Origin of the sequence: Rhodocyclus tenuis (assembly GCF_014197755.1) — a bacterium.
Taxonomy (GTDB): domain Bacteria; phylum Pseudomonadota; class Gammaproteobacteria; order Burkholderiales; family Rhodocyclaceae; genus Rhodocyclus; species Rhodocyclus tenuis.
Genome location: NZ_JACIGE010000007.1, coordinates 91,993 through 113,865, shown reverse-complemented (window position 1 = coordinate 113,865; position 21,873 = coordinate 91,993). Strand labels below are relative to the sequence as shown.

Here is a 21,873-nt window from a genome sequence, read left to right as displayed (position 1 = left end):
GGCGCCGAGCTGGTTGCCCGGCGCACATGCGCAGACCATCTACCCGCTGCTCATCGCGCCGCCGTCGCCAGCGCGCCGGCGCGAGCGCTGGGATACGCCTGATGGCGATTTCATTGACCTCGACTGGTGCGACGCAGCCGGCGACGCCGTTTTGCCGCAGCAGTCCGCCGACAGCCAGACCTTGCAGACTTGCTTTGGCACGCCGGCCGCATCTGCGCTGCCACCCTTGCTCGTTCTCTTCCACGGTCTCGAAGGCAGCGCCGACAGCCCGTACGCAACGGCTCTGCTCGGCGCGCTGAAGAGTATCGGCTGGGGCGGCGTCGTGCCGCATTTCCGCGGTTGTTCGGGCGAGCCGAACCGCCTGCCACGCGCCTACCACTCGGGCGACGCCGACGAGATCGACTGGATTCTGGCGCGCGTCGGCGAGCGCTTTCCGGGACGGCGCCTGTTCGCCGTCGGTGTCTCGCTCGGCGGCAATGCCTTGCTCAAGTGGGCGGGTGAGCGCGGCGACGTCGCCGCGCAACGCATTGCCGCGCTCGTTGCCGTCAGCGCACCGCTTGATCTCGCCGCTTGCGGCCATCATCTCGGGCGCGGTTTCAACCGTGTCTATACGCGGCATTTCCTGAATACGATGAAAGCCAACGCCGCCGAGAAGTTGCGCCGTTTCCCCGGCCTGGTCGACGCCCGCCGGCTGGCCGCGGCAACAACGCTGTACGAGTTCGACGATTTGTTCACCGCGCCGCTACATGGTTTCACTGGTGTCGAGGACTACTGGCGGCGCGCCTCGGCCAAGCCGTGGCTGCCGGCGATCCGCTTGCCGGCCTTGCTCATCAACGCGCAGAACGATCCCTTCATGCCGCCTGGCGTCCTGCCCGTGCCGGCCGCGGTGGCGTCCTCGCTGCGCCTCGATTTCCCGCGCGAGGGCGGGCATGTCGGTTTCGTCAGCGGCGGCCTGCCGGGCCGGCTCGACTGGCTGCCGCGACGCATCCTGCATTTCTTCTCTGCTGGAACCGGTCAATGACGCACGCGCAGACTCCCTCACCGGCGCAATTGCCGCCCGAGATATTCAAGGCCTACGACATCCGCGGCATCGTCGGCCGGACGCTCACCGCCGACATCGTGCGGCGCATCGGCCAGGCGCTTGGCTCGCTGGCGCGCGAGCGCGGGCAGACGACGATCGCTGTCGGCCGCGACGGCCGCCTGTCCGGCCCCGAACTCGCCGGCGCGCTCGCCGAGGGAATCTGTGCCGCCGGCGTCGACGTCGTCGACATCGGTTGCGTGCCGACGCCGGTGACCTACTTCGCCGCGTATGAACTTGGCTGCCACAGCTGCGTCTCGGTCACCGGCAGCCATAATCCGCCCGACTACAACGGCCTGAAGCTGGTCGTTGGCGGCGAAACGCTCTACGGCGAGGCGATCCAGGATCTGCGCCGGTGCGCCGACGCCGGGCCGCTTTTGAGCGGCCACGGCCGTCTGCGCCACGCCGACGTCAGCGCCGCCTACCTCGAGCGCATCGTCGGTGACGTGAAGCTGGCGCGGCCGCTGAAAGTGGCGATCGACTGCGGCAACGGTGTCGCCGGCGCGCTGGCGCCGGAACTGTTCCGCCGCCTCGGCTGTGCGGTGACGCCGTTATTCTGCGAGGTCGACGGCCATTTTCCGAATCACCACCCCGATCCGTCGAAACCCGAGAACCTGCAGGACCTGATCGCCGCGCTGGCTGCCGGCGATGCCGAGGTCGGGCTGGCCTTCGACGGCGACGGTGACCGCCTTGGCGTCGTCACTCGCGACGGCGAGATCATCTATCCCGATCGTCAGCTGATGCTCTTCGCCGCCGACGTGCTCGCGCGCTGCCCCGGCGCGCAGATCATCTACGACGTGAAGTGCACGCGCCGGCTGGCGCCATGGATCCGCGAACATGGTGGCGAACCGCTGATGTGGAATACCGGGCACGCGCTGCTCAAGGCCAAGCTGCGCGCAACCGGCGCGCCGCTCGCTGGTGAGATGAGCGGCCATGTCTTCTTCCAGGAGCGCTGGTACGGCTTCGACGACGGCCTCTACGCCGGCGCTCGCCTGCTTGAGATCCTGTCGCGCGCCGCCGACGCCAGCGCGCCGCTCAAGGCTTTGCCCGATTCGGCGTCGACGCCCGAGATCAACATCGCGATGGCCGAGGGCGAACCCTTCACCTTGGTTGACGAACTCAAGCGCAGCGCGCGCTTCGATGGCGCGCTCGAGATCATCAGCATCGACGGCCTGCGCGTCGAGTACGCCGACGGCTTCGGGCTGGCGCGGCCGTCGAATACGACGCCGGTGCTCGTGCTGCGCTTCGAGGCCGATAATGGCGAGGCGCTGGCGCGCATCCAGAGAGATTTTGGTCGTGTGCTGCGCGCGCTCCGGCCGCAGCTTGATTTGCCGTTCTGAACGAAAGCGCTGCCGGCGATTCCGCTGATCCCTTTCCCTGAAAGGTCTGCCATGAGTGAAGCTGCCAACCCACCGGATGCCGACAACACCGAGCTTTTTCTCGGCCGGCAACCGATTCTCGGTCGCGACCAGCAGCTGAGCGCTTACGAACTGCTGTTTCGGAGTGGTGGTTTGGCCGGCGGCGCCGAGGTTGCCGACGCAACGCAGGCGACGGCAACGGTGATTGCCAACGCCTTCACCGAATTTGGCGTCGGCGATGCGCTCGGCCCGTATCGCGGTTACATCAACGTCGACCACGACTTTCTTTTCAGTGATGTGATCGAGATGCTGCCGCAGCAGGCGGTCGTCCTGGAAATTCTGGAGACGGTCGAACCGAGCGAAGCCGTTCTCGCGCGTTGCCAGCATCTGCGCGCGCTCGGCTTCACGCTCGCCGTCGACGACGTGATCCGCGCCGACGCGAGCTATCGTCCGCTGCTCGAGCTCGCCGAGATCATCAAGGTCGATGTGATGCAGTTGTCGCCGGCAGAGTTGCGTGCGCTGGTGCTACAACTGAAGCCGCTGGGCAAGAAACTGCTCGCCGAAAAGGTCGAGACCGCGCAGCAGATGGAGTTCTGCCGCAGTCTTGGCTTCGAGCTCTTTCAGGGCTATTTCTTTGCCAAGCCAACGATCATCGCCGGCAAGCGCCTGAGCCCTTCGCACGTGACGCTGCTGCGCCTGCTCGCGCTGCTCATGGAAGACGCCGACACCAGCGAGATCGAGCGAGCGTTCAAGCTTGAGCCAGGGCTGACGGTGAATCTGCTGCGCCTGACCAATTCGGTCGGCAGCGGCATGAGCGTACGCATTGCCTCGCTGCGCCACGCCATCGCCGTGCTCGGCCGGCGGCAACTGCAACGCTGGCTGCAGCTCCTGCTCTACACCAATCCGAAAGGTGGTGAGCACGCCGTCAGTCCGCTGATGCAGCTGGCGGCGACGCGCGGCCGGCTGATGGAACTGCTCGCCGAGAAATCGTCGCCGGGAAAACGTGAGCTGGCCGATCAGGCCTTCCTTGTCGGCATCATGTCGCTGATGCCGACGCTGCTTAGCGTGGCGATGACCGAGATTCTCGAACAGCTGCCGGTGCCCTTGGCCGTCGCGCAAGCCTTGTCCGCTGGCGATGGCGCGCTCGGCACGATGCTCGAACTGACCGAGGCGATCGAGGGCGGCGAAGTCGCGGCGGTCGAGACGGCCTTGCGCCGCCTGCCGGGCTTACGCCCGCGCGACGTCAATCTGGCGCTGGCGCAGGCGCTGGCCTGGGCCAACAGCCTCGGCGTCGATTCAACGATTCAATGAAGCCTGCTTGATAGCGGGCAGACGCGGTTGGTATACCGGGCTGGCAGAGCGGGCTGACTGCGGACCGCCTGCTCAGCCGTTCGCGCCTGACGCCTTTTCTTCACGCGCGCGGTCGCTATGGAACTGCGCGATGTGCGTGGCGAGCCGGCCGGCGGCGATGGCTTCGCGCAACTCGCGCATCAGCGTCTGGTAGTAGTGCAGGTTGTGCAGCGTGCATAGCTGCGCGCCGAGGATTTCGCCGCAGCGGTTGAGGTGGTGCAGGTAGGCGCGGCTGAAGTTGCGGCAGGTGTAGCAGTCGCACGAGGTGTCGAGCGGCGCTAGGTCGTTCTTGTGCCGCGCGTTCTTCAGACGGACGTCGCCAAAGCGCGTGAACAGGTGACCGTTGCGCGCGTTGCGCGTCGGCATGACGCAGTCGAACATGTCGATGCCGGCGGACACTGCGGCGACCAGGTCCTCGGGCGTTCCGACGCCCATCAGGTAGCGCGGCCGGTCCTGCGGTAGCCGGGGTGCCGTGTGCGCGAGGATGCGCGTCATGTCTTCCTTCGGCTCGCCAACCGAGAGGCCGCCGATGGCGTAGCCGTCGAAGCCGATACCGGTGAGGCCCGCCAGCGACTCGTCGCGCAAGTCCTCGTACATGCCGCCCTGGACGATGCCGAACAGCGCGTTGGCGTTGCCGAGCGCGTTGTGCGCGCTGCGCGAACGCTGCGCCCAGCGCAGCGAGAGACGCATCGACTCCGCCGCCTGCCGATGGTCGGCCGGGTAGGGCGTGCATTCGTCGAAGATCATCACCACGTCGGAGTTGAGCACGTGCTGGATGCGCATCGACTCCTCGGGCGTCAGGAACAGCTTGTCGCCGTTGATCGGCGACGAGAAGCGCACGCCTTCCTCGCTGATCTTGCGCAAGGCGCCTAAGGAGAAGACCTGGAAGCCGCCCGAGTCGGTGAGGATCGGCCCGTCCCAGTTCATGAAGCGGTGCAGGCCGCCGTGCGCGCCGATGACCTCGAGCCCGGGGCGCAGCCACAGGTGGAAGGTGTTGCCGAGGCAGATCTGTGCGCCGGTGGCGGCGAGGTCGCGCGGCGTCATCGCCTTGACCGTGCCGTAGGTGCCGACCGGCATGAAGGCGGGGGTGTCGACCTCGCCGTGGGCGAGCGTCAGGCGGCCACGGCGCGCGGCGCCGTCGGTGGTGATCAGGTCAAAGTGCATGCGTGGATTCCGGGGCGGGCGGTGGAGTGGTGTTCGGGGTGTCGTTCGGGAAAGCGGCGTCGGGCGTGCGTTCGAGCAGCATCGCGTCGCCGTAGCTGAAGAAGCGGTAGTGCTCGGCGACGGCGTGCGCGTAGGCGGCGCGGATGTTGTCGAAACCGGCAAAGGCCGAGACGAGCATCAGCAGCGTCGACTTCGGCAGGTGGAAGTTGGTGAGCAGGCGGTCGACGACGCGGAAACGGTAGCCCGGCGTGATGAAGATGTCGGTGTCGCCGGCGATGTCGCCGTGCCGGCTGGTGCTGGCGGTGTCAGCACCTGTTGTGGCATCAGCGGCTGTGGCCAGTGGCACCGCGAAGGCGCCGGCCGCCGCCGCGGCTTCGAGCGCGCGCAGGCTGGTCGTGCCGACGGCGACGACGCGACCGCCGCGCGCGCGCGTTGCAGCGATGGCGGCGAGCGTCGCCGCCGGGATCGCGTAGCGCTCGTGGTGCATGCGGTGCTCGTCGATGCGCTCGACGCGCACCGGCTGGAAGGTGCCGGCGCCGACGTGTAGCGTCAGGAAAGCGATGTCGACGCCCTGCGCGCGCAGCTCGTCGAGCAGCGCTTCGTCGAAATGCAGGCCGGCGGTCGGCGCGGCGACCGCTCCGGGGTGGCGCGCGAACACCGTCTGGTAGCGCGTGTCGTCGGCGGCTTCTGCCGGGTGCGTGATGTACGGCGGCAAGGGCAGGCGGCCGTGCGCGTCGAGCAGCGACCACCAGTCGGCATCGTTGGCATTGTTGGCATTGGCGCCACCGGCCAGCTCAAGCTCGAAGAACTCGTCGTTGGCGCCGCAGCGGCCGAGGACGCGCACGCCGAAGGCGTTCTCCAGCAGCAGCCGGTTGCCCGGTTTGGGTGACTTCGACGCGCGCACCTGCGCCTGCGCGCGGTGCGCGTCGAGCACGCGTTCGATCATCACCTCGACGCGGCCGCCCGACTCCTTGACGCCGAAGAGGCGCGCGCGGATGACGCGCGTGTCGTTGAAGACGAGCAGGTCGCCGGGCGCGATCAGCGCCGGCAGTTCGGCGAAGTGGCGGTCGGTACGGGTTTCTCCGGCGAGGTGCAGCAGGCGGCTGGCGCGGCGCTGCGGACTGGGGTGCTGCGCGATCAGTTCGGGCGGCAGCGGAAAATCAAAATCGTCGACGGTGAGCATTGAGTGGATGGGCGTTGAGGGGAGATCCGGCTTGCGCTCTACGGCGAGGCCGCGGCATTGCGTTGCAGGTTGCAGGGGGCGGGGCGAATTCGTTCACGCTGCCGATCGGAGCGACCGCGCTGGCGGCATTTTGCCGGCGCTTTCCGTTCCACTTTCCGCTCCGGATCGTTCGCTTGTCGCTGGCCGGCGAATCAAGGATAATCCGCTTCCCGGCGCGCTCCCAGTGTGCCGTGGCCCCGATGGCGGAATCGGTAGACGCAGCGGATTCAAAATCCGCCGCCGCAAGGCGTGCCAGTTCGACTCTGGCTCGGGGCACCACCTTTCCGGACGGCACATCGCTTTGATTGCCTCCGAACCACACTCGGAGCGTCGGCAAGGAACGTGGCTGCGTCTCGAAAAGACTTGAATTCTATCACGCCACCCGCTACCCGCCGCTTGCCGGACGCCGCCACTGCCTCCCGCTTCCGGTCGGACGCTATCCGTCCTTCCGTAGCCGCGTGCTGGTGGCTGGCGATGCGGCCGAAGACGCTGACGGTGTCGGCGGCGCCGGTCATCGTCGGCAGTGCCGTCGCCTGGTCGCAGACGCAGAGCCTGCTGCTGCTGCCGGCGCTGATCGCGCTGCTGGCGGCGATGCTGATCCAGATCGGCACCAATCTGCACAACGATGTCGCCGATTTCGAGCGCGGCGCCGATACGCCCGAGCGTATCGGTCCGCCGCGCGCCACCGCCATGGGCTGGCTGTCGCCCGTGGCCGTGCGCCGTGGCGCCTGGCTTGCTTTCGCGCTGGCGTTCAACTTCGGCGTCTATCTCGTCTGGCACAGCGGCTGGCCAATCGTCGTCATCGGTCTTGCTTCGCTGTTCGCCGGCTGGGCCTATACCGGCGGTCCGCGGCCGATTGCCTATTCGCCCTTCGGCGAGTTGTTCGTGTGGATATTCTTCGGCGTCGTCGCCGTCGGCGGCAGCTATTACCTGCAGACTTACAGCTTCGATGCCGCGGTATTCGTCGCCGCCTCGATGGTCGGGCTGCTTGCCGCTGGCGTGATCACCGTCAATAACACGCGCGACGTCGACACCGACGCGCGCGTCGGCAAACACACGCTCGCTGTCGCCGTCGGTCGGCGTGGCGCCGGCGTGGTTTACGCGCTGGAAATGCTCGTTCCCTTCGCGCTCCTGCCGCTGCTTGCCGTGCTGCTCGAGCGTGGCTGGTCGCTGGCGCTGCCACTGCTGGTCCTGCCGCCGGTGCTGCTGCAGGTCGCCCGTTTCCGGCGCGAAACGAGCGGACCGGCATTCAACGAGCTGCTGGCGCGTACGGCGCAGCTGCAGCTCGTCTTCTGCTTTCTGCTCGCTGCCGCGCTCGCTGTCTGAACGATGCGCTGCGTCGCTCAGCGTGGCGTTGCGTCGCCTGTGGCTGCCGCACTCGTTACGCCGGCGCGTAGCGGCGCCGCCAGGCGCAGTTCGCTGCCGTCGTCGAAGCGGAGTATCAGTGGCACGGCATCGCCTTCCCTCAAAGGTCCCTCGAGATCGATCAGCATCAGGTGATGGCCGCCCGGCTTGAGCGCCACTTCACCCCGTGCCGGGATGACGATTTCCCTGATCGGCCGCATCTTCATCACGCTCTTGTCGCTGCCCTGCGTGTGCAGTTCGACCGCCTTCGCCAGTGGACTTTCGGCGCGTACCAGCCGCCGCATTTCGGCCGAGGTGTTGTGCAGGATCATGTAAGCGCTGGTCGTCGTGGCCGGTGGCGCGACCAGGCGAACGTAGGGGGCGACGACGTCCACCGCTCCCTCGAAGGCTTGTGTTGCCGGCGTGACAGCGGCCAGCGCGAGGGGAAAAATCAGGGCGAGCAGGCGGGACAGGGGAGGCATCGCTTTTATCCGGAGTGAACTGCCAGCAGCGGCGTGGCGACGGATTCCCGTCACCGCGCCCTGGTCTTGCTTCAGTGCTGCATGTTGCCGTGCGGCATCGGCGCCATGGTCGAGGCGATGCTGCGTACCGGCGCCGCAATGGTTTGCGTGCTGCCATCGTCGAAGCGCAGGGTGATCGGCAGGCGCTCACCTTCCTTCAGGGGGGCCGTCAGGTCGATCAGCATCACGTGGTAGCTGCCCGGCTTGAGCGTTGCGCTGCCTTTTGCCGGAATCTCGATGTCCTTGACCGCGCGCATCTTCATCACGCCGTTCTCGTCGATGTGGTTATGCAGTTCGACGGTCTTGGCCGCAGTGCTTTCGGCACGGACCAGGCGGCGCGGGCTGTCGCTGTCGTTGCGCAAGACCATGAAGGCGCCCGTTGCCACGGCCGCCGGCGGCGACAGGCGGACGTAGGGATCGACGACGCTGATCGTCGCGCCACTGGCATGCTGCGCATGCGCAGCGTCGTCGGCCGCCTGCGCCGGCAGGCTGGCGAAGGCACAGGGCAGCGCGAGGGCGAGCAGTCCGGGGATGAGTCGGGCGAACGGTGAGCGGCTTTGGCGAACGGTGCGCATGCGAGTTCCTTTCGTGGTTTGAGTGTTTCGGGGGCCTATCTAGCGCGGTTGGTTGAGCAGCGCGCGCAGGCGCACGGCGATATCGGCGGGTGTGCTGGCATGTGGCAGGCGCATCACCAGTTTGCCGTTGCTGGCGACCAGCGCGGTGAAGGCGCTGTGGTCGATACTATAGCGGCCACTGGCGTCCGGTGCTTGCGCCGCGTAATAGACGCCCCAGGAACGCGCGGCGGCGGCGATCTCGGCGGCGCTGCCGGTGACGCCGACGAAAGCGGGGTCAAAGAAGGCGAGGTATTCCTTGAGGTGCTGCGGCGTATCGCGCGGTGGATCGACGCTGACGAAGATCACCTGCACGCGCCGTTTCTCTTCGGGCGAAAGCTGTTTCATCGCCTGCGCCAGCGTCGTCAGCGCGGTCGGGCAGACGTCGGGGCAGAAGGTGTAACCGAAGTAGAGCAGGACCAGCTTGCCACGGAAGTCGCGTAGCGAGACCGGGCCGTCGGCGCTGCTCAGCGTGAAGTCGGTGGGCTGCGGGGCGAGGTCCGTTGCCGGGACCGCCGTCTTGCTGCCGGCGGTGCCAGCGCCTGTCGCCGCGGGCGTTGCGGCGGCCGCCGCCGCGTCTTCCGGCGCGCAGGCTTCGCCGTCGGGGGTGAAGCGGAAGGCGACATCGTGACGCCCGCCGCGCGCGTCCGCGAGTTGCAGCGTTGCCTGCCACAGCATCTGGCCGGTGCTGCAGATCGGCAGCTGTGTGCTGCCGGAAAAACGCTCGGGCTGGTCGGGCAAGGGAACGAGCGCTGCCCGGTTCGGCCCCATGTCCATGTCGACACCGGCAAGGTCGAGCGCCAGCGCGCGCATGCTGCTGCCGCTGACGTCGGCGGTGACGGCGAGCGGCGTCAGCGTCGGGATCGGCCGCGGCGTGATCGACAGTTCGACGCTGCCGCCGTCGGGCAGTGCGACGCGGCAGCTGGCGGCGTTGATGTCGCAGGCCGGCGTCGGCAGCTTGTCGGGCGCTGCATCACCCTTGAGCAGCTGCGGCGCGAGCCAGGCGCCGCCGCCGACGAGGGCAACCAGCGCCACCGCCAGCGCGGCATCGCTCAGTGCGTTCCTTTTCATCGGCTGCGGCGGCTCAAGCCTCGCTGATGCGGCGGGCGATATGCGCCAGCGCTTCATCGACCTGGTCGATCAGGATCAGGCACAGGTCGCCGGGATTCAGCGCGGCCAGCGCCGTGTCGATGGCAAGGAATTCGCCGCGCAGCTCAAGCACCTTGCTCGTCCGCCGCGCGTTGATGAGGCCTTCGCGCAGCAGCGCCAGCACCTCGCCGTCGGCGCGACCGCGCTGGCACTGATCCTGGTAAAGGATGACCTCGTCGAAGGCGTCGCCTAGGATTTCGGTCTGCTGACGGATGTCCTCGTCGCGCCGGTCGCCGGCGCCGCTGATAACCACCGAGCGCTTTTGCGCCGGCATGGTGTCGATGGCGCGGACCAGCGCGGCGATGGCGTCGGGGTTGTGGCCATAGTCGGCGATCAGCGTCGCGCCGCGGTACTGGAAGACGTTGAAACGGCCCGGCGCGGTGTCGACATCGCTGACGAAGGTCTGCAGGCCCTGGCGGATCAGCGCCGGCTCAAGGCCGATGGCGCGCGCGGCGGCGATTGCCGCCATCGTGTTTTCGATCTGGAAGCCGAGCGTGCCACCGGCGGTGAGCGGGATGGCGGCGAGCAGGTAGCGCTCTTCGCGTCGCTGTTCGCAACTGACGATGGCGTCGCCATCAAGCCAGACGGCACGGCGGCCCTGTGCGCGATGCTTGGCCATCACCGGCAGGTTGCGGTCGGCGGCGAAGAAGGTGACGGTGCCCGGGCAGGCTTCGGCCATCGCCGCGACCATCGGGTCGGCGGCATTGAGCACGGCGACGCCGGTATCGGGAGTCACGTTCTGCACGATCACGCGCTTGACCACCGACAGGTCCTCGACCGTGCTGATGTAGGAGAGGCCGAGGTGGTCGCCCTTGCCGATGTTGGTGACGACGGCGACGTTGCAGCGGTCGAAGCCGAGTCCCTCGCGCAGTACGCCGCCACGCGCCGTCTCGAAAACGGCGGCATCGACATCAGGGTGCATGAGCACGTTGCGCGCGCTCTTCGGGCCGCTGCAGTCGCCGGTGTCGATCAGCCGGCCGTTGATGATGACGCCGTCGGTGGTGGTCATTCCCATGCGCCAGCCGCGTTGCGCCATCAGGTGGGCGATCAGGCGCACCGTCGTCGTCTTGCCGTTGGTGCCGGCGACGGCAACGACCGGAATGCGTGCGTTGTCGCCGTCGGCGAACATGTTGCCGATGATCGCCTCGCCGACGGCGCGGCCCTTGCCGTACGAGGGCTGCAGGTGCATGCGCAGGCCCGGCGCGGCGTTCACTTCGACGATGCCGCCGCCCTGGTCTTCGAGCGGGCGCAGCACGTTTTCGCAGACGATGTCGATACCGCAGATGTCGAGACCGATGGTCTTTGCTGCGGCGACGGCGCGTGACGCGAATTCGGGATGGACATCGTCGGTGACGTCGGTGGCGGTACCGCCGGTCGACAGGTTGGCGTTGTTGCGCAGGACGACGCGCACACCGCGCGCCGGTACCGTGTCGGCGCTCATTCCCTGTTCGGCGAGCCGCGCCAGCGCGATGTCGTCGAAGCGGATCTTGGTCAGCGAAGTGGCGTGACCGCTGCCGCGACGTGGGTCGCGGTTGACCTGGTCGACGAGTTCGCGCACCGATTGCACGCCGTCGCCGACCACCTGCGGTGGCTCGCGACGCGCCACGGCAACGAGCTTGCTGCCGATGACCAGCGCGCGGTAGTCGTGACCCGGCAGATAGCGTTCGACCAGCACCTCGTCGCTGACTTCGGCGGCAATGGCGTAGGCGGCTTCGACCTGTTCGCGCGTCGTCAGGTTGACCGAAATGCCCTTGCCCTGATTGCCGTCCTGCGGCTTGACGACGACGGCGCCGCCGATTTCCTGTGCGGCGACCCAGGCGTCGGCGGCGTCATCGACCGGGCGGCCGGTCGGTACCGGCACGCCGGCGGCGCGCAGCAGCATCTTGGTCAGATCCTTGTCCTGCGCGATCGCTTCGGCAACGGCGCTGGTGCCGTCGGTTTCGGCGGCCTGGATGCGCCGCTGCTTGCTGCCCCAGCCGAACTGCACCAGGCTGCCCTCGGTCAGGCGGCGGAAGGGGATGCCGCGGGCGACGCCGGCATAGACGATCGAACCGGTGCTCGGGCCGAGGCGGATGTCTTCGTCAAGCTCGCGCAGGCGTGCCAGCGCGTCGTCGAGATCGAAGGGCGTATCGGCAGCGGCGGCGCGACACAGTTCGAGCGCGAGGTCGAAAGCCAGGCGGCCGACGGCTTCCTCGCTGTATTCGACGACCACCTGATAGATGCCGGCTTCGATCGTCGCCGTCGTGCGGCTGAAGGTCACCGGGCAACCGGCCTGCGCCTGCAGACCGAGCGCGGCGAATTCGAGCGCGTGCGCCATGGCCACGGTTTCCTGCTGGCTCGACGGTTGCAGCAGTGCGATCTCGGGAAAACGTTCGCGTAGCCGGGTTTCAAAACCGGGCAATTGCGCGAGGCTGCGTTCCTCTTCGCTGCACGAGACGATGCCTTCGATTGCCGTGTGCCGGCTCCACAGGTTGGGACCGCGCAGCGCGCGGATGCGGGAAACTTCCATGAACGCTCTTCCTCAGGCTCGAAAAGGGGCGCCGCCGGCAGGGCTGCGGCGCCGGTGTGTCTAGATCACGTCGAAGGTCTCGACGCCGGTGCGGATGATGTCGGTCGGGATGTCGAGTGCCCACGCCGCGGCGACGGCGGCGAGCAGGTTGTCGATCTGTGCTGCATCGCCGGCGCCGGCGAGCAGCGGCACGTCGCTGACGGCGAGCAGCGGCGCCGCTGTTCCGCCTTGCGCGAGAACGATGCGCGCATTGTCAAGCAGCACCGCGCGGCCGCCCTTGGCGCGATGTTCGGCGACGAGCGGCAGGCTGGCGTCGCGGGCGAACCAGATGACTTCGCCGTCGGAGAGTTCGGCCATGGCGACGACGCGCGGGTCGGCGGCGTTGAGCACCGTCGCGCCGCCCTTGAGGACGACGTCGACCTGCGTGCGCAACACGTTGAACACCTTTTCCTCGCTGTCGATGTGGAAACGGCCGAGGTGCAGCGCCGGGTCGATGTTGGTGACGACGGCGACCTGGCAGCGGTCGTAGGCGAGTCCTTCGGCGAGGATGGCGTCGGCACCGTTCTCGAACACGGCGGCTTCGACTGAACGATTGATCAGCATGCGGTTGCCGGCTTCCCAGCCGGTACGGTCACCGGCTTCGACCTGGCGGCGATCGATGAACAGGCCTTCGCTGCACGCCAGTCCGGTGCATTTGCCGGAAAGCGAGAGCAGGCTGGCGACGATGCGTGCCACCGGCGTCTTGCCGCGGCTGCCGGTGATGCCGACCAGCGGAATGCGGCCATCGTCTTCGTTGGGGAACAGGTGCTCGACGATCGCTTCACCGACCGGGCGCGGTTTGCCGACGGCGGGTTTCAGGTGCATCAAGAGGCTCGGGCCGGCGTTGACCTCGACGATGGCGCCGCCCTGTTCGGCGAGCGGCCGCGAAATGTCGCGGCAGACGAGGTCGATGCCGGCGATGTCGAGACCGACGATGCGCGCGGCGAGCGTCGCGGCCGCGGCGACGTCGGGATGTACCTCGTCGGTGACGTCGAAGGCGTGGTTGCCGTTGCGCTGGATCAGCACTTCCTGTCCCGCCGGCGGCACCGAGCTTTCGTCGAAGCCCTGCCGCGCCAGTTCCATGCGCGCCGCCGTGTCGATGCGGATGATGTTGAGCGGATGATCTTCGGTGCTGCCGCGGCGCGGATCGGAGTTGATCTGGCTGGCGATCAGTTCAACGATCGTCTGCCGGCCGTCGCCGGTCACCGAGACCATGTCGCTGCGGTTGGCGGCGACCAGATGGCTGCCGACGACGAGCAGACGATATTCGGCACCGTGGATACAGCGCTCGACGATGACGCCGCTGCCTTCCTCGAGCGCGATCTTGTACGCCGACTCGACCTCTTCGCGTTTGGTCAGTTCGATGAAGACGCCGCGGCCGTGATTGCCGTCGTACGGTTTCACCACCACCGGCAGGCCGATGTCTTCGGCCGCGTCCCACGCGTCCTCGGCGCTGTCGACTAGGCGGCCTTCGGGAACCGGCACGCCGCAGGAGGCGAGCAGCGTCTTGGTCAGGTCCTTGTCGCGCGAGATCGTTTCGGCGATGGCGCCGGTGCGGTCGGTTTCGGCGGTCCAGATGCGCCGGCTGCGTGCGCCGTAGCCGAGCTGCACCAGATTGCCTCGCGCCAGCAGGCGGATCGCCGGGATGTTGCGGTCGTCGGCGGCGTCGACGATCGACGCCGTCGACGGGCCGAGACAGTGGCGGTCGACGAGGTCGCGCAGGCGGTCGACGGCGGCATCGACGTCGAAGGGGCGATCCTCGATCATCGCCATGATCAGCTCGCGTGCCGAGTACAGCGCGGCGCGCGTCACCGCTTCGTGCCAGGCGCGGACGACGACCTTGTACACGCCGCGCTTCTCGATTTCGCGCGCCTTGCCGAAGCCGCCGGGCATGCCGGCGAGGTTCTGCAGTTCAAGCGTGCAGTGTTCGAGGATGTGGCACGGCCAAGTGCCTTCCTTGACGCGGCGCAGGAAGCCGCCGCGCTCGCCGTAGCTGCAGCGATGCTCGATCAGCGAGGGCAGCGCCGCCGACAGCCGCTCGTAGAAGCCGGGAATCAGGTTCGACGGGAAGTCTTCGAGCTCGTCGATGTCGACCAGTGCTTCGAGTACCGGCCGGTAGGTCCACATGTTCGGTCCGCGCAAGTGGCGGATTTCGAGAATCTTGATGTCTTTCATGGCTTCGTCAGTGACGGCAGGCGTCGGTGCGGAGAAAGTGAAGGTCTGCGCGGACGCACGCGGGTTGGTGAAGGGGCTGGCTAAAAGGCGGTGACAAGGGCCGCGACGCTTGCGAGATTAACGCGCTTTGCCGGTGACGGCTGACGCGGCAGTGAAAAAAGCCCGTCCGGCAAGCGCTGCGACAGCGCACAAGCGTTTACCGGAGCGGCCTTCGCGCATCACAGAAAACGGTCGAGCAGCTTGCGGCTGTGGGCGTCGAGCGCGTAGCGGTCGCGGATCAGGAAGTGCAGGCCATGCGCGTCGGCGATCAGCAGCGCCGGCGATGCCAAGCGGCGGATGTCGTCTTCGCTGCGCAGCACGATCTCGGTTTCGCCGCGGTCGGTTGCGATGCGCCAGACGCTCGGCGTGGCGAAGCTGCTGACGCTCCTGACGCTGCGGATTTCGGGGATCAGTTCGCGGTTGGCGAGTTCTTCGTTGATTAGCGCGCAGAGTTCGACGGGTAGCGCAGCGAGCTGTTCGATCCACAGCAGTTCGTGCCCTTCGGCGTTGATCAGCGCCACGCCATCGGCCGGTGCGGAAATGGGAAAGGCGCGCACCGGTACGACGCCGGTGTGCTCGACGCCGTCGGCGCCGGCATAGACCAGCAGGCCGAAGCTGTCGCGGCGCAGCGCGAACGCGGCGCCGGCGGCAGTGCTGGCCGCTGTGGCAACGGTAGAGGTGGCGGGGATGTTGTCGCTCAAGATCAATTCTCCGGGGCAGCGCGGCTTCAGGCCGCCGCTGCCGGTTGCGTGCGCCGGTCGGTGCTGGCGACGACCCAGCCGGCTTCGGCGATCTGTTCTTCGAGTTGCTTGGTCTGCGCTTCGTACAGGCGGAAATAGGCGCCCTCGCGTGCGATCAGGTCGTCGTGCGGGCCTTCCTCGACGATGCGGCCGCGGTCGAGGACGACCAGCCGGTCGGCGCGGCGCAGTGTCGACAGGCGGTGCGCGATGGCGATCGTGGTGCGGCCGCGGATCAGGTTCTCCAGCGCGCCCTGGATTTCGAGTTCGGTTTCGGTATCGACCGACGACGTCGCTTCGTCGAGGATCAGGATGCGCGGGTTGATCAGCAGTGCGCGCGCGATCGAGATGCGCTGGCGTTCGCCTCCGGAAAGCGCCTGGCCGCGTTCGCCGACCAGCGAGTCGTAGCCGTGCGGCAGGCGCAGGATGAATTCGTGCGCGTGCGCGGCGCGTGCGGCGGCGATGATTTCGGCGCGGCTGGCGTCGGGTTTGCCGTAGGCGATGTTGTCGGCGATGGTGCCGAAGAAGAGGAAAGGCTCCTGCAGCACCAGACCGATGTTGCGCCGGTAGTCGGCGACCGAGAGTGATCTGAGGTCGACGCCGTCGATGCGGATCGAGCCTTCGGAGACGTCGTAGAAGCGGCAGATCAGGTTCACCAGAGTGCTCTTGCCCGAGCCCGAGTGGCCAACGAGACCGATCATCTCGCCGGCGTGGATGTCGAGGTCGACGTCGCGCAGAACGGTGCGGTTGCCATAGCGGAAGCCGACCTTGCGCACCGAAATGTTGCCGGCGAAGGGCTGCGGCAGCGGCACCGGGTTGGTCGTTTCCGGAACGCTCGAGACATGGTCGAGCACGTCGAAGATGCGCTTGGCGCCGGCGGCGGCCTTCTGCGTCACCGAGACGATGCGGCTCATCGAGTCAAGTCGCGTGTAGAAGCGGCCGATGTAGGCGAGGAAGGCCGACAGCACACCGACGGTGATCGCGTCCTGCGACACTTGCCAGATGCCGAAGGCCCAGACGATCAGCAGGCCGATTTCGGTCATCAGCGTCACCGTCGGCGTGAAAAGCGACCAGATCTTGTTCACCCGGTCGTTGACCGCCAGATTGCGCGCGTTGGCTTCGCGGAAGCGCGCCACTTCACGCTTTTCCTGGGCGAAGGCCTTGACCACGCGGATGCCGGGAATGGTGTCGGCGAGCACGCTGGTCACCTCGGCCCAGACGCGGTCGATCTGCTCGAAGCCGTAGCGCAGGCGGTCGCGTACGACGTGGATCAGCCAGGCGATGAACGGCAGCGGCGCCAAGGTGACCAGCGCCAGCCAGGGGTTGATCGAGATGAGGATGGCCGCGGTCATCGCGATCATCAGCACGTCGGTGGCGAAGTCGAGCAGATGCAGCGAGAGGAAGACGCAGATGCGGTCGGATTCCGAGCCGATGCGCGTGATCAGGTCGCCGGTGCGCTTGCCGCCGAAGTACTCGAGCGAGAGCGTCTGCAGGTGCTGGTAGGTGGTCGTGCGCAGGTCGGCGCCGATGCGTTCGCTGACCAGCGCCAGGATGTAGGTCTTCGCCCAGCCGAGCGACCAGGCAACGATCGCCGCGGCGAAGAGTCCGCCAAGCAGCAGATAGACCTTGTGCGTGTCGATCGGCGCGCCGTTCTGGAATGGGATCAGCACCTCGTCCATCAGCGGCATGGTCAGGTAGGGCGGCACCAGCGTCGCCGCGGTCGACGCCAGCATCAGCAGGAAACCGGCGAGCAGCTGGCCGCGATAGGGGTGCGCGAAGCGCCACAGGCGGAACAGCGTCCACGTCGACGGCGGCGAGAGGATTTCCTTGTTGCAGTTCGGACATTCGTCCTGTCCTGGCAGCAGCAGTGTGTCGCACAGTGGACACAGCGCCGCTTCCTGCGGCGCCGGCTGGCAGCCGCTCTGCAGCGCCGCCAGACGGCGGCCGAACTGCTCGATCAGGCGGCCGGCGGCGGTGTCGCCCGACAAGGTGTAGCGCCAGCGCGCGAGCAGCGCTTTGTCGTCGAAGAGTTCGAGACTGCCGACGCCGGCGTGGTCGCGGCGCGCCAGACGCAGTCCGGCGACCAGCGGCCACTGCTGCCAGTCGGCGTCGCCAATGCCGCGCGCCAGCAGGCGGCGGTCGGTGAGGACGACGATGCCCGAGACAAAGCAAAGGCTGGCGTCGAGGTCGGTTTCCAGCCAGCCGAATATCGTTTCGCCGTCGCGCAGCGATTGGCTCAGTGCATTGATGTCGCGCGCCCAGCTGGCGGGTGGCGCCGAAGGTGCTTCGGCTGCGGCGAGTGTTGCCAATGCTTCGGCGGCGATGCGGGGGGCTGCGCTTGCGGGAAGTGAGTCGGGATTCAGGCCGCTGTCGGCTGCGGCGTGTGGACGGCCAGAGAGGACGTCGTCTGCGGCGGGGGTCGGTTGGGGGTCGGTTTTCATCAATGACGATTCTGTACGACAGCGCCGGCGAGTTTTTTGCAGGGTCTCGCCGGTGTGAGCCGGAGGGAGCGGTGGAGGGTGTGCGCCGATTAACGCGCGAGACTCTGATCGGCTGACCGCCCGGGTGGCGAGTATACCCGTCCTGCCGTGGCCTATCGCGTCAAGGCGTCATTGCCGCTGTGTTGTTGCCTGCTGCCTTGCCCGGCGCTGTCGCGTGCTCGGGATCGCGCATTGCTCATATACGCGGGCGGCTTATTGTGTAGAATGCCATTTTTGTCGTTTTGTATCTCACTTGCGTAGCCATGACTGAACATACGAACAAAGCCCAAAGCGCTGCCGAAGCCGACTATTGCACCACCCGCCAGGCGGCCGAGATGATCGGTCTGTCGCTCGGGACGGTGCGGCACATGATCGAAAGCGGTGAATTGGCCGCGTGGAAGACCGCCGGCGGTCACCGCCGGGTCAGCGTCGCTTCGGTCAATGACTACCTCCGCCGCCGCGGTTCGACGCCTTCGGCTACGCGAGTGCCGTCGAACCAGCTGTCGGTGCTGATTGCCGAGGACGATCCCGATCTGCAGCGGCTTTATCAGCTGAACATCGCCACCTGGCGTTTGCCGCTTTCCGTGCAGATCGTCAGCAATGGCTTTGAAGGTCTGGTGCAGATTGGCCAGCAGCCGCCGGACGTCCTCATCCTCGACCTGATGATGCCGGGAATGGATGGTTTCGAGATGATCCGCACGCTGCGCGCCAATCCCGCGCTGGCGCACATGGACATCATCGTCGTCACCGGCATGGATCCCGCGCGTATCACCGAGCGCGGCGGTCTGCCTGCCGACATCACGCTCTGCGGCAAGCCCGTTCCCTTCCATCAGCTGCATGGTTTCATGCAGGCCAAACTGGTCAGCCAGCAGCGCTCGCTGCCAAGAGGCTTCTAGCGGTCTGGCGCCGGCTGGGCGCTGACGCGCGCGGCTGAATTCCGGGAAAGCAGGCGGCTGGTCTGCGCCGCCAGGCTGCGGTCGCCCTGCAGCAGATCCTTGCGCTCACGATAGCGCCGGCTCTTTTCGGCAGAGCTGAAGGTTTCCGGCTTCGCCACGTCGCTGCCGACACCCGCATCGTAGATCGGCGTCATCGGCCCTTTGCGCGCGCGCCGCCAGCCGCAGATGTGCACCCGCTTCTGCGTGCGCAAGGCCGTCAGATAGCCCGAATTCTTGATCGTATGCAGCGACAGGCCGGTGCTCCCGGCAATTTCCGTATAGCTCATCGGCCCGCGGCGCTGCAGCGCACTGACGACAAGATCCATCCCAGGCGCTGCGCGCTCGGCATCGTCGTATTCGGGGCGCGGCAGATCCGGCTGATCGCCGCGGCTATAGAGCGGCGTGGAGAATCCGCGTCGCGTTTTCCGCCAGCCGCTGACGTGGATGTATCCGGCCTTTTTCAGCGCGCTGACATAGCCGCCGCAGGCGAGCGTGTTGATGCCGACGAAGGCTTCTGCCGCCATGTCGCTGACCGAAAGATCGGCCTTGCGCTGCAGCAGGCGGAGCAGGCGCTGCATTGCCGGGCTTTGTTCGACGGTGGGAACCTGCTTGCGCAGCGGGCTGGCAGTGGCTGTCGTCCGGCAGTTGCTGGCGGAGTCGGCGGCCGCCAGTGCTTGCCGATGGTGGCGGTCGCTGCTGACGGCTTCCGGGAAAAGCGGAAAATCGGCTGGTCCTTGCACTTGTAGTCCCTCGTCGATGAGGCGCCGAACCCGGTAATTCCGGGTTTGGTGTTTGCTTCTCGCGCCGCATTGCCCTGTGGCTTGAGCGAGTGCGGGAATGAGGAGCGCCTGGCGGACGAGACGGCCCTTCGGTGAGAGTTGTGCGTCACCTGAGGCCGAATTTCGCTCGCCACAACATCATCTTACGGCAACAAGGGCAAAAAAGCAAATAAAGACAAAAGCGACTAATAATATATCGGCCGCTTTTCAAGTCGTGCGCCAGTGCCTGTTCTAGGCCCTCGCGCGGCCGGCTTCGCCGGCGTCGTTCTCGGCCGGAATCCACAAGGTGACTGTGCTGCCTTCTCCGGGTTGGCTCGACAGCACGACCTTGCCGCCGTGCAGTTCGACGATCTCCTTGACGATGCTCATTCCCAGCCCGGTCCCGGGAATCTTGCCGGAAGTGTCGGCGCGGTAGAAACGATCGAAGACGCGGTCGAGCTGGGCAGGCGTCATGCCAATGCCTTGGTCGCGGATGCGCAGACCGAGCATGCCGGCGAGTTCGCCCTGTGTCTCTTCAAGCAGCTCGATCTCGACGGCGCCGCCGTCCGGCGAGTATTTGTAGGCGTTGGAGAGCACGTTGGCCAGCGCCTGCGTCAGTTTGCCGGCGTCGCCACGCAGGCACTGGCGGCCGGTCTGCACCGAGAGGACCGGCGCCTGACGTCCTGCCGGGGACTTGAAATCGGCGATGGCGTCGTGCAACAGTGCCTGCGCGTCGATGCGCCGGAAGTTGAAATCCTTGCCGCGGCGCGCCTCGATGCGCGAGAGGTCGAGCAGTTCGTTGATGATGGTGACGATCAGGCCGGCCTGACGGTGAATGATGCCGACGAATTCGTGGCGGTCGTCCGCGCTCAGGTCGAGCGTCAGCATCAGTTCCGAATAGCCGTAGATGCTGGCCATCGGCGTGCGCAGTTCGTGCGCTGCGGTCGACAGGAATTCGCTTTTGATCCGTTCCACTTCGATTTCGTGAGTGACGTCGCGCAAGTAAAGGATTTGCGATACCGCGCCGCCGCTGGACAGGCGAACCCCCACTTCGAGGACCCGCTTGCCGGCGATCGCCAGTTCGATCAATTGGCGCTTGCCGGCATCGTCGTCAGGGTTGCTGGTCTTGTTGCCGTGGGCGCTGCGCAGTGCCTGCATTCCCTGGAAGCGGGCATGCCCGACGCACAGTTCGCCGAGTCGCTGGGCGAAAGTCTCTTCGTCGAGTCCGGCAATCTCGTTGCTGTCGAGGCCGGTTAGGCGCTGGAAAGTCGGGCTGGCGTACTTCACCCGGCGATCGGCGTCGAAAGAAACGAAACCGTCGGGGCTCAGCGCAAAAATCGCGTCGAGCTGTACGCGCGCTTCGTCGAGTGCACGCAGCGAGCGGAAGAGCATGAGGATCAGGACGACGGCCAGCAGGCTGACGCCGCTCGCGGCGAGGAGAAGTATCGTGCGCTGGGCGACATACGGCGCGAGCACATCCTCGACCGCTTCGCCGCGAATGAAGGTCAGCTGATATTCGGGCAGACGGTAGTAGCCATGGATACGGTCGACCTTGTCGACCGTTCCGGCATGGCGGTAATTGCCCGATACCGGCGCCTCCGCGGCTTGATAGGGGCGATCCTTGACCAGCCGCCCGAGGTTCGCCTCGCTGGCCGGGTAACGCGCCATGATTTCGCCGCTGTCGCGCACCACGGTGGTGGCACTTCTTCCCTTGCCGTCGAGTTTCGTCGCGAAGCCGGCGAACTGCTCCGGACTGAGCGAGACGACGACAACGCCGGCGAATTTTCCTGCATGGACGACGGGGCGGGTGAGCTGGATAGACCATTTGCCAGAGACCTTGCCTTTTACCGGGCGGCTGATGAACAGCTGGTCACTGCCGGGAGATTCCTTGTGTACGCGGAAATGCTCGCGCGCGCTCAGATCGGTGCGCTCATTCGGCTTGGCAAGATTCGAAAAGGCCAGCATGCCGTCGGCGTCGATCACCGCGACCTGAAAGCTGATGTCGTCGATGTTCTCCTGCTTTTGCTGGACCAGCGCGGAAAAGTTCTTCCCGTCGCCATCCCAGCGACTGCGCACGTCGAGGATGAACTCGTTGACGCGTTTCAGCGTTGATCGCGAATACTCGGCAAAGACCTGCGCCTGGACGGCGGTCCTCACCTCAGCTTCGCGCATGTAGGCGTCATGGCTGCGTTTGAGTTCGTAGATCGTGCCGGCCCAGATGAGCCCCATGCTGAGTGCGAGCAGCAAGCTCAGTTGCTGGCGAAGTCGAGAACTCGAACGTTTCATTAGGCGCTGTTCCTTGTCATGCACACGATGCTGCCCGGCGAGCGTTCATCCGCTCCCCGCGTCAGCCGCTGGCTGCGGCGATGGAAGCGGTGGCAGCAGGCGCCGGCAAGGCTTTCGC

The 21,873-nt window shown here is 66.8% G+C and carries 16 protein-coding genes and 1 tRNA gene; 6 read left to right on the top strand and 11 right to left on the bottom strand.

Translation table 11 applies throughout. The annotated features are described in order from the left end of the window. Positions 1–13 precede the first annotated feature (13 nt). Genes GGD90_RS10670 through GGD90_RS10660 form a run of 3 tightly spaced genes read left to right on the top strand, consistent with a single transcriptional unit; the run spans position 14 to position 3,747 of the window. Positions 14–1,021 (top strand): hydrolase, encoded by a 1,008-nt coding sequence (locus GGD90_RS10670; protein WP_228273723.1) that lies wholly within the window; start codon positions 14–16, stop codon positions 1,019–1,021. Next, entirely contained in the window at positions 1,018–2,418 is a 1,401-nt protein-coding gene (locus GGD90_RS10665) for a phosphomannomutase/phosphoglucomutase (RefSeq protein WP_153116733.1), read from the top strand. Before GGD90_RS10670 ends, GGD90_RS10665 begins: the two co-directional genes overlap by 4 nt. Positions 2,419–2,469: 51 nt before the next feature. Further along, complete coding sequence (locus tag GGD90_RS10660; protein ID WP_153116732.1) at positions 2,470–3,747, top strand: EAL and HDOD domain-containing protein; 1,278 nt, start codon at positions 2,470–2,472, stop codon at positions 3,745–3,747. A 72-nt stretch (positions 3,748–3,819) separates the two neighbouring features. Here GGD90_RS10660 and tgt read toward each other — a convergent pair whose 3' ends face one another. Both tgt and queA read right to left on the bottom strand, forming a co-directional pair. Then, positions 3,820–4,950, bottom strand: coding sequence for a tRNA guanosine(34) transglycosylase Tgt (gene tgt, locus GGD90_RS10655; protein ID WP_153116731.1), 1,131 nt, complete (start codon positions 4,948–4,950; stop codon positions 3,820–3,822). After that, positions 4,940–6,133 carry a tRNA preQ1(34) S-adenosylmethionine ribosyltransferase-isomerase QueA gene (gene queA, locus GGD90_RS10650; RefSeq protein WP_153116730.1) on the bottom strand — a complete coding sequence of 398 codons (1,194 nt, stop codon included), beginning with the start codon at positions 6,131–6,133 and terminating at the stop codon, positions 4,940–4,942. The genes tgt and queA overlap by 11 nt, the downstream gene beginning before the upstream one ends. Positions 6,134–6,366: 233 nt before the next feature. Between queA and GGD90_RS10645 the strand changes: the two genes are divergently transcribed. Together GGD90_RS10645 and GGD90_RS10640 are read left to right on the top strand one after the other, a co-directional pair. Further along, positions 6,367–6,451 (top strand) — tRNA-Leu (locus GGD90_RS10645). Between the two features lie 117 nt (positions 6,452–6,568). Further along, positions 6,569–7,498, top strand: coding sequence for a 1,4-dihydroxy-2-naphthoate polyprenyltransferase (locus GGD90_RS10640; protein WP_267904060.1), 930 nt, complete (start codon positions 6,569–6,571; stop codon positions 7,496–7,498). A 17-nt stretch (positions 7,499–7,515) separates the two neighbouring features. Here GGD90_RS10640 and GGD90_RS10635 read toward each other — a convergent pair whose 3' ends face one another. From GGD90_RS10635 to GGD90_RS10605, 7 genes are all read right to left on the bottom strand, one after another. Then, positions 7,516–7,998, bottom strand: a complete 483-nt coding sequence (locus tag GGD90_RS10635; protein ID WP_153116728.1) for a copper chaperone PCu(A)C — start codon at positions 7,996–7,998, stop codon at positions 7,516–7,518. A gap of 71 nt (positions 7,999–8,069) precedes the next feature. After that, a complete protein-coding gene (locus GGD90_RS10630) occupies positions 8,070–8,612 on the bottom strand; it encodes a copper chaperone PCu(A)C (protein ID WP_153116727.1) in 543 nt (180 codons plus the stop codon). Between the two features lie 39 nt (positions 8,613–8,651). After that, complete coding sequence (locus GGD90_RS10625; RefSeq protein ID WP_184415102.1) at positions 8,652–9,719, bottom strand: SCO family protein; 1,068 nt, start codon at positions 9,717–9,719, stop codon at positions 8,652–8,654. A gap of 13 nt (positions 9,720–9,732) precedes the next feature. After that, on the bottom strand, positions 9,733–12,306 hold the full coding sequence (gene cphA, locus GGD90_RS10620) for a cyanophycin synthetase (protein WP_153116725.1): 2,574 nt from the start codon (positions 12,304–12,306) through the stop codon (positions 9,733–9,735). Between the two features lie 60 nt (positions 12,307–12,366). Beyond that, on the bottom strand, positions 12,367–14,520 hold the full coding sequence (locus tag GGD90_RS10615) for a cyanophycin synthetase (protein ID WP_153116724.1): 2,154 nt from the start codon (positions 14,518–14,520) through the stop codon (positions 12,367–12,369). Positions 14,521–14,738: 218 nt separating this feature from the next. Further along, complete coding sequence (locus GGD90_RS10610) at positions 14,739–15,260, bottom strand: cyanophycin metabolism-associated DUF1854 family protein (protein ID WP_221227735.1); 522 nt, start codon at positions 15,258–15,260, stop codon at positions 14,739–14,741. A 26-nt stretch (positions 15,261–15,286) separates the two neighbouring features. Continuing rightward, positions 15,287–17,737, bottom strand: a complete 2,451-nt coding sequence (locus GGD90_RS10605) for a cyanophycin metabolism-associated ABC transporter (RefSeq protein WP_153116723.1) — start codon at positions 17,735–17,737, stop codon at positions 15,287–15,289. Positions 17,738–18,039: 302 nt separating this feature from the next. Between GGD90_RS10605 and GGD90_RS10600 the strand changes: the two genes are divergently transcribed. After that, a complete protein-coding gene (locus GGD90_RS10600; RefSeq protein WP_153116722.1) occupies positions 18,040–18,672 on the top strand; it encodes a response regulator in 633 nt (210 codons plus the stop codon). Here the strand turns inward: GGD90_RS10600 and GGD90_RS10595 are convergent. Further along, positions 18,669–19,451, bottom strand: a complete 783-nt coding sequence (locus GGD90_RS10595; RefSeq protein ID WP_153116721.1) for a winged helix-turn-helix domain-containing protein — start codon at positions 19,449–19,451, stop codon at positions 18,669–18,671. The two genes, GGD90_RS10600 and GGD90_RS10595, sit on opposite strands and share 4 nt — an antisense overlap. Before the next feature lie 270 nt (positions 19,452–19,721). Continuing rightward, a complete protein-coding gene (locus tag GGD90_RS10590; RefSeq protein WP_153116720.1) occupies positions 19,722–21,755 on the bottom strand; it encodes an ATP-binding protein in 2,034 nt (677 codons plus the stop codon). Positions 21,756–21,873: the final 118 nt, after the last annotated feature.

Bases quoted from the DNA above. Each gene is read 5' to 3' on its own strand.
- GGD90_RS10660 (WP_153116732.1), top strand. From the start codon at position 2,470: ATGAGTGAAGCTGCCAACCCACCGGATGCCGACAACACCGAGCTTTTT.
- GGD90_RS10615 (WP_153116724.1), bottom strand. From the start codon at position 14,520: ATGAAAGACATCAAGATTCTCGAAATCCGCCACTTGCGCGGACCGAAC.
- GGD90_RS10605 (WP_153116723.1), bottom strand. From the start codon at position 17,737: ATGAAAACCGACCCCCAACCGACCCCCGCCGCAGACGACGTCCTCTCT.
- GGD90_RS10600 (WP_153116722.1), top strand. From the start codon at position 18,040: ATGACTGAACATACGAACAAAGCCCAAAGCGCTGCCGAAGCCGACTAT.
- GGD90_RS10590 (WP_153116720.1), bottom strand. From the start codon at position 21,755: ATGAAACGTTCGAGTTCTCGACTTCGCCAGCAACTGAGCTTGCTGCTC.
- GGD90_RS10665 (WP_153116733.1), top strand. From the start codon at position 1,018: ATGACGCACGCGCAGACTCCCTCACCGGCGCAATTGCCGCCCGAGATA.
- cphA (WP_153116725.1), bottom strand. From the start codon at position 12,306: ATGGAAGTTTCCCGCATCCGCGCGCTGCGCGGTCCCAACCTGTGGAGC.
- GGD90_RS10630 (WP_153116727.1), bottom strand. From the start codon at position 8,612: ATGCGCACCGTTCGCCAAAGCCGCTCACCGTTCGCCCGACTCATCCCC.
- tgt (WP_153116731.1), bottom strand. From the start codon at position 4,950: ATGCACTTTGACCTGATCACCACCGACGGCGCCGCGCGCCGTGGCCGC.
- queA (WP_153116730.1), bottom strand. From the start codon at position 6,133: ATGCTCACCGTCGACGATTTTGATTTTCCGCTGCCGCCCGAACTGATC.
- GGD90_RS10635 (WP_153116728.1), bottom strand. From the start codon at position 7,998: ATGCCTCCCCTGTCCCGCCTGCTCGCCCTGATTTTTCCCCTCGCGCTG.
- GGD90_RS10625 (WP_184415102.1), bottom strand. From the start codon at position 9,719: ATGAAAAGGAACGCACTGAGCGATGCCGCGCTGGCGGTGGCGCTGGTT.